The following is a 6,950-nucleotide window of genomic DNA, read 5'->3' on the forward strand; positions in this document are numbered from 1 at the left end:
AAAAGTGTTGCCAATGAGCGTGTGGGGGTGTTTCTTGTCAGTTCACTTGCAGAAAAAATGGCGGAGGTTGCAATGCTAATACCAGGATGGGCAACTAAGTACCATTTTTCAGCTGGCGTTACCGGTTGAAGTTTTTCACCAATGCCTTCAGCAAAAGCTGCCTGTCCATGGATAAATACCGGAACATCAGCCCCTAAAGTCAATCCCCATCTGGCCAGTTGCTCATCAGTGAAACCGCATTGCCACAGATGATTTAAGCAACTAAAACGGTAGCGGCATTGGATGAACCGCCACCTAATCCTCCACCCAGGGGGTAGTTTTTTTTCAATGCTAATATCAGCACCGGCCTGCGCGTGACAAGGTAACTTTTTTGTAACCACTTTTTCTGTAACAAACAGGCGGCCTGTATTATTAAATTTTTTTCTTGATCAACGCCTGGAATAGGCGTTAATAACCGTATTTTTTGGTCTTTGCGCGGTGTAATGGTTAATTTGTCGCCGTAATTGAGGAACTGAAAGAGGGTTTGCAATTGATGATAACCATCAGGGCGTTGGCCGGTAACATAAAGAAATAAATTCAGTTTTGCTGGGCAGAGCCATACGTATGTCATGTTTTCCCTTCACGTACGCCCTGGTCGTTTAGCGGCAACTTCAAGGACTGTGGGGATAGTTTCCAGCTGTCTATTTTTAGTTTGATGCGTTTTTTTCCTTTTTGCGTTTTTAGTTCAATACGTTTGGGTAGCGGTGTAGATCCCTCAGTGTAGCTTTGATAATTCACCGACCATATTCGATCCGCTTGTCGATAATTTATCTGTTTTAAACGATATTGATCATCTAGCGTAAAGTTATGGCTTTTACCGGGCAAACCAAGCATCCATTGGTGTAGGTTATCTAGTGGGATCCACATCCCCGTGAGTCTTTGTATTATTTCCTGTGGATCTTTGCTGAGGTGACGTTTGCCTCGATTGTCTATCAATAAGGTAAATTCGGGTTGGACACGTAATTCAAATTCAATCATGCCTAAAGGGTTGGTCAGCAGCAGTCGGTAGTTTTTTTCCGAGTATTGTTGCCAGAAAAAGCGAGCATAGGTTTTTTGTTTGTCAGAAAAATAGGCTATTGATCCGCTTATTTGGAATTGCTCAATCTGCTGTAATTTTTGTTCATGCTGATGCCATTGATATGAATTAAGGGGGATGACGGAAGGAGGTTGTGTTGTAACGCAGCCCACCAGTACTAAGCTGGCTAAAGGCAATAGACAACAAAAGTTTATCTTACGCATTGTGTTATTAATCTATCCTTTAATACAGAAACAGGAGAATTTTTCGTTGTCTTTCGATTTCGTTTTGTCTCAGCGCCGCTATTTCTTCATTTTTTGGTGTAATTTGATGTTGACATGTTTGTGATCGCGTGCCAACTAGCGTTGGTGGTCCCCACCATCTTACACATTTACTTTGCTCTTCAGTGCTTTGTTTTTCTTTAGCACTTGCAAACAAGGAAAAAAATAGAAGGGGTAATATTATGTTTTTCATATTGTTAAGTTACCTTATTGGGATAAATCTGAATATGATTTTGTTGTTTACTCTTAGCTAGCCTAATACTGGTGGGCTGCGTTACAACACAATCTCTTCAATCTTCTTCATAAGTGTGATGTGACTTTTATTGGTTAACTGTATAAAGTAGAATTCAGCTTTGAAAAAAGCCACCCCAAATATTCTCATGACATTGCTCGCATTAGGCATCAATCACAAAACTGCCCCAGTATCATTACGTGAACAGCTGAGTTTTTTACCAGGCTCCCTTGATAAAGCGTTAAATAGTTTGCTTGAGCAACCTTGGATACAAGGGGCGGTTTTGCTGTCTACTTGCAATCGTACTGAATTGTATCTTAGCGTAAAATGGCAAGATAGTCTGCATCAGCAATTGATTGCCTGGTTATGTCACTATCAAAAAATCAACCCAAATGATGTCATTGCGAGTTTGTATTGGTACCGTAATAGTGATGTCCTAAGTCATTTAATTCGTGTTGCTAGTGGATTGGATTCAATGGTGTTGGGAGAGCCGCAGATCTTGGGGCAAGTTAAAAAAGCCTTTGCAGCATCGCGGTGTATTCAATCTTTACCTTGTGAACTAGAACGCTTATTTCAAAAATCTTTCTCAGTGGCGAAAAGAATACGATCGGAAACAGGTATTGGTGCCAGTGCTGTTTCTGTAGCCTTTGCTGCCTGTACCTTGGCTCGGCAAATTTTTGAATCATTACCAGAATTAAATGTGCTATTGATAGGCGCGGGGGAAACTATTGCCCTCGTTGCTCGTTATTTAAGCGAGCATAAAATTAAAGGTATGATGATTGCTAATCGGACACCAGAAAAAGCATTTTCTTTAGCGCACCAAGTAGGGGCAGACGTTATCACTATTGCGCAAATAGAGCATCGCTTGGCCGATGCGGATATTATTATTAGCGCTACCGCTAGCACATTACCTCTCATCAGTAAGGGTATGGTTGAGCGGGCATTAAAAATTCGGCGCAATCAGCCGATGTTGTTTATTGATATTGCTGTGCCAAGAGATGTGGAGCCGGCAATTGCTAAATTACCTAATGTTTATCTATATACCGTCGATGACTTACAGGCCATTATCCAGCACAATTTGTCGCGGCGCAAAACAGTGGCCATTCAAGCTGAATCAATAGTACAACAGGAAAGCGTCAATTTTATGATTTGGCTACAATCGCAAAATGCGTTAGAAACCATTCGTGATTACCGTATTCAAGCAGACCAGCTACGCAGTAATATGACGATAAAAGCCTTGACGGCGATTGGACGCGGTGAGAACGTGGAACAAGTGATTACGCAATTAGCGCACAAATTAACAAATCGTCTTCTCCATATGCCAACCAAATCTCTTCATCAAGCCGCCAATGAAGGTGATATGGAGCGATTGCAATTGTTACGTGATAGCTTAGGTTTGAATCAACAATAAAAAATTTAAGTATTAATTAAATAAAGTCGAGAATTACTGATGAAGTTTTCTATTGTCACTAAATTGCAAGCATTACAAGAGCGTTATGAAGAAGTTGAAGCGCACCTCGGGGATGCAGAGGTGATCAGTGATCAGCTTCGTTTTCGCACCTTATCACGTGAATACGCGCAACTTAAGGATATTAGCCTTTGTTTTAAACAATGGGACGGCTTACAAGAGGATATCGAAACAGCAAAAAAAATGCTCGACGATCTGGAAATGCGTGAGCTGGCTCAAGATGAATTGAAAGAAGCGAAGATCCGCAGTGAAGCACTAGAACAAAAATTACAAGTATTGCTATTGCCTCAAGATCCTGATGATGAGCGCGATTGTTTTTTAGAAATACGCGCTGGCACCGGCGGTGACGAAGCGGCGATTTTTGCGGGCGATATGTTTCGTATGTATAGCCGATATGCAGAAACACGTCGGTGGAAAATGGAAGTGATTAACATCAATGAAGGAGAGAAGGGGGGGTACAAAGAGGTTATCACCAAAATCACCGGCAATGGTGTCTACGGCCAGTTAAAATTTGAATCAGGCGGCCATCGCGTGCAACGGGTACCAAAAACGGAGTCACAGGGGCGCATTCATACTTCAGCTTGTACAGTGGCTGTGATGCCAGTGCTCCCAGAAACGGAAGTGCTAGAAATTAGCGACAATGATTTGCGTATTGACACTTTTCGTTCTTCTGGGGCGGGCGGGCAACATGTGAACACAACCGACTCAGCTATCCGCATTACTCATCTACCCACAGGTATTGTCGTTGAATGCCAAGATGAACGTTCACAGCATAAGAACAAAGCTAAAGCCAAGTCAGTATTGGCTGCCAGGATACGTGAGGCAGAGAGGCAAAAAAGACAGCAGACCCAAGCTTCTGAGCGGCGTAACTTATTGGGATCGGGGGATCGTTCTGATCGTAGTCGCACTTATAATTTCCCACAAGGCCGCGTCACGGATCACCGTATTAATCTGACACTTTATCGCCTGGATGAAGTGATGGAAGGAAAATTAGATATATTAATTGAGCCTATTGTGCAAGAGTATCAAGCTGATCAGCTTGCTGCGTTATCTGAGCAAGAGTGATGAATTATCAATATTGGCTATCGATGGCGGCGTCCCGTTTTGTTAATAGCGAGAGCCCAAAGCGTGATGCTGAAATTTTATTAAGTTTCGTTACCGGTCGAGCACGTACTTTTCTGTTAGCTTTCTCTGAAACAGAGCTAACAGGGGAACAGCTGTTTAAGCTTGCACCTTTAGTTGAACGTCGGCAGCAAGGCGAGCCGATTGCTTATTTGGTGGGTGAACGTGAATTTTGGTCATTACCTTTAACGGTTTCATCTGCTAGCTTGATCCCGCGCCCTGATACGGAATCTTTGGTTGAACAAGCGTTGGTCTGTTTACCCGCTGATGCTTGCCGTATTTTAGATTTGGGTAGCGGCAGTGGTGCGATAGCATTGGCATTGGCGAGTGAACGTCCTGATTGCCTGGTGATTGGCATTGATATCAATGCTGATGCGGTGACTTTAGCGCGCCATAATGCGTTAAAATTAGCGATAAATAATCTGCGTTTTGTTCAGGGAAATTGGTTTAATATCAACGCATTTACTAAACAGGGCGTTGAGCGCGATCATTTTTCATCCTTGATGGCAGGCTTTAGGTTAATTGTGAGTAATCCCCCTTATATTGCCAGCGACGATCCGCATCTTAAGATGGGCGATGTGCGCTATGAACCGGTAGAGGCGCTGGTGGCGGGCGATGATGGAATGGATGATCTGGTTATCATTGTACGACAAGCGCCTGCGTATCTTCTTTCAGAAGGGTGGTTGCTGGTGGAGCATGGTTGGCAACAAGCAAAAAAGTACAAGCATTATTCTATGAAGCAGGGTTTAGCGCCGTCATGACCCATCAAGATTATGGCGGGCGTGATCGTTTCACTTTGGGTCAATGGAAATGATAGATCATACCCTTCCGCCTTTGAAGTTGCCGGAAGGGTATATATAGATTATGAACCTTCACTGTAAATGGGATAGTTATGGATAGCATTGCTGATTTTGAATTCAATACTGCTTTATTGAGTGAAGGTGTATTGTTAGTTAGCCAATATATTCGTCAGAACTTTTCAACGACTGATATTTTTCGTCGACTACAGCAGTTAGTTGACGAGGCTCGCGCGGTCATACCTGAAAAATTACATCAAGATCAACAATTGGAAGTCCTAATCGATTTGTTTTATAACCAGTGGCAATTTGGTGAAGCAGAAGAAATTGATCGTTTATCCGACGCTATTTGGCTCGATAAAGTGTTAGAGCACCGTGAGGGAACGCCTCTTTCATTGGGTATCATTTTTTTGCATATTGCTCATCAGCTTGATTTACCTTTAATGCCTGTTATTTTTCCTACTCAATTGATTCTTAGAGCAAATTGGTTAGATGAAGAAATGTGGCTGATTAATCCGTCAAATGGTAAAACGCTAAGTGAACCTATATTAGAGCACTGGATCAAGAGCGATTTAGGTGAAGAGGCTGAATTAGAAGATAAGGATTTTGATGAAGCTGATAATACGTTGGTTGTACGCAACATGCTTAATATATTGAAAGGGGCATTGATAAAAGAAGAACAGATGGAGTTAGCTTTGCGAGCCAGTGAAGCCGTTTTGGCTTTCAATCAAGATGATCCCTACGAGATACGCGACCGCGGTCTGATCTACGCGCAGCTTGATTGCAATCATATCGCGCTTTCTGATTTAAGTTATTTTATTGAAAAATGCCCAGAAGATCCCATTGCTAAAATGATAAAAATGCAAATCTATGCTATTAAACGGCAGTGCGTGGTCTTACATTAGCGTCTCATTTTTAAAGGCACAACATGGAACTAAAAGCAGTCTCTAAAAAAGAAATCAATATTGGCAATATTAAAATCGCAAACCATTTGCCCTTTGTATTATTTGGCGGGATGAATGTGTTGGAATCCGCTGATTTGGCGATGAAAATTTGTGAGCGCTACGTTGAGGTTACTGATAGGCTAAAGATCCCCTACGTATTTAAAGCCTCTTTTGATAAAGCCAACCGCTCTTCAATTCATTCTTACCGTGGTCCAGGGTTGGATAAGGGTTTAGAAATTTTTCAAAAATTGAAAGATACTTTCGGTGTTAAAGTAATCACTGATGTGCATGAAGCCAGTCAAGCACAGAAGGTGAGTAAAGTAGTTGATGTGTTGCAATTACCGGCTTTTTTAGCGCGCCAAACAGATTTAATCACCGCTATGGCCAAAACAGAGGCGGTAATCAATGTAAAAAAACCGCAATTTGTTAGCCCTGGGCAGATGGGTAACATCACCGAAAAATTTCGGGAACTGGGCAATGATAAGATTATTCTCTGTGAGCGGGGCAGTAATTTTGGTTATGACAATTTAGTGGTGGATATGTTAGGTATCAATGTGATGATCAACAGTACTGGTGGATATCCGGTGATTTTTGATGTCACTCATGCATTGCAATGCCGTGATCCTTTTAGTGCGGCCTCTGGCGGTCGTCGTGCGCAAGTAACAGAATTAGCACGTGCAGGGATGGCGGTAGGGCTGGCCGGTCTATTTATCGAAGCACATCCTGATCCTAATAGAGCTAAATGTGATGGTTCATCAGCATTGCCATTGGATCAATTAGAGCCTTTTTTGAAGCAGATGAAAGCTGTTGATGATTTAGTTAAAAGTTTTTCTGTATTAAATACCGACGTTTAAACCCTTCGTTTTGAAAGCAGCCAACAACGCCGGCGACTTAAAAGGCGAAGGGTATAAATAACATTAGCAAAATTCGCCGTAAGCCCTCGCCCAATGCGGGCAGGGGGATAAGGCGTTTTACACATAGGCTCATAAAACATCATCAACATTTTTCTTGACCATGAGTACATGACTCTCTATAGTAGCGCGCCATTGACC

The 6,950-nt window shown here is 42.3% G+C and carries 6 protein-coding genes and 2 pseudogenes; 5 read left to right on the plus strand and 3 right to left on the minus strand.

Annotation, left to right across the window (positions count from 1 at the left end):
- From REG_RS14865 to lolB, 3 genes and pseudogenes are all read right to left on the minus strand, one after another.
- Nucleotides 1-203 (minus strand): annotated as a pseudogene (locus tag REG_RS14865) (4-(cytidine 5'-diphospho)-2-C-methyl-D-erythritol kinase); the annotation flags it as partial.
- 50 nt (nucleotides 204-253) lie between these two features.
- The gene (locus REG_RS14870; protein ID WP_006705359.1) at nucleotides 254-610 is read right to left on the minus strand and encodes a 4-(cytidine 5'-diphospho)-2-C-methyl-D-erythritol kinase; all 357 of its coding nucleotides are present in this window, start codon (nucleotides 608-610) and stop codon (nucleotides 254-256) included.
- Nucleotides 607-1,278 (minus strand): lipoprotein insertase outer membrane protein LolB, encoded by a 672-nt coding sequence (lolB, locus tag REG_RS09030; RefSeq protein ID WP_006705360.1) that lies wholly within the window; start codon nucleotides 1,276-1,278, stop codon nucleotides 607-609. The genes REG_RS14870 and lolB overlap by 4 nt, the downstream gene beginning before the upstream one ends.
- 437 nt (nucleotides 1,279-1,715) lie before the next feature.
- Between lolB and hemA the strand changes: the two genes are divergently transcribed.
- From hemA to kdsA, 5 genes and pseudogenes are all read left to right on the plus strand, one after another.
- A complete protein-coding gene (hemA, locus tag REG_RS09040; protein ID WP_006705362.1) occupies nucleotides 1,716-2,978 on the plus strand; it encodes a glutamyl-tRNA reductase in 1,263 nt (420 codons plus the stop codon).
- Between the two features lie 39 nt (nucleotides 2,979-3,017).
- Entirely contained in the window at nucleotides 3,018-4,100 is a 1,083-nt protein-coding gene (gene prfA, locus REG_RS09045) for a peptide chain release factor 1 (protein WP_006705363.1), read from the plus strand.
- Nucleotides 4,100-4,971 (plus strand): annotated as a pseudogene (prmC, locus tag REG_RS09050) (peptide chain release factor N(5)-glutamine methyltransferase). The gene prfA and the pseudogene prmC overlap by 1 nt, the downstream one beginning before the upstream one ends.
- Nucleotides 4,972-5,049: 78 nt before the next feature.
- Nucleotides 5,050-5,859: an invasion regulator SirB1 gene (gene sirB1 / locus REG_RS09055; protein WP_006705365.1), complete on the plus strand. Its 810-nt coding sequence runs from the start codon at nucleotides 5,050-5,052 to the stop codon at nucleotides 5,857-5,859.
- A 23-nt stretch (nucleotides 5,860-5,882) separates the two neighbouring features.
- Entirely contained in the window at nucleotides 5,883-6,752 is an 870-nt protein-coding gene (kdsA, locus tag REG_RS09060; RefSeq protein WP_006705366.1) for a 3-deoxy-8-phosphooctulonate synthase, read from the plus strand.
- Nucleotides 6,753-6,950: the final 198 nt, after the last annotated feature.

Source organism: Candidatus Regiella insecticola LSR1 (genome assembly GCF_000143625.1).
GTDB classification, from domain to species: domain Bacteria; phylum Pseudomonadota; class Gammaproteobacteria; order Enterobacterales; family Enterobacteriaceae; genus Regiella; species Regiella insecticola.

Excerpts from the sequence above, each read along its gene's own strand:
- REG_RS14870 (WP_006705359.1), bottom strand. The coding sequence starts at position 610 with ATGACATACGTATGGCTCTGCCCAGCAAAACTGAATTTATTTCTTTAT.
- lolB (WP_006705360.1), bottom strand. The coding sequence starts at position 1,278 with ATGCGTAAGATAAACTTTTGTTGTCTATTGCCTTTAGCCAGCTTAGTA.
- hemA (WP_006705362.1), top strand. The coding sequence starts at position 1,716 with ATGACATTGCTCGCATTAGGCATCAATCACAAAACTGCCCCAGTATCA.
- prfA (WP_006705363.1), top strand. The coding sequence starts at position 3,018 with ATGAAGTTTTCTATTGTCACTAAATTGCAAGCATTACAAGAGCGTTAT.
- sirB1 (WP_006705365.1), top strand. The coding sequence starts at position 5,050 with ATGGATAGCATTGCTGATTTTGAATTCAATACTGCTTTATTGAGTGAA.
- kdsA (WP_006705366.1), top strand. The coding sequence starts at position 5,883 with ATGGAACTAAAAGCAGTCTCTAAAAAAGAAATCAATATTGGCAATATT.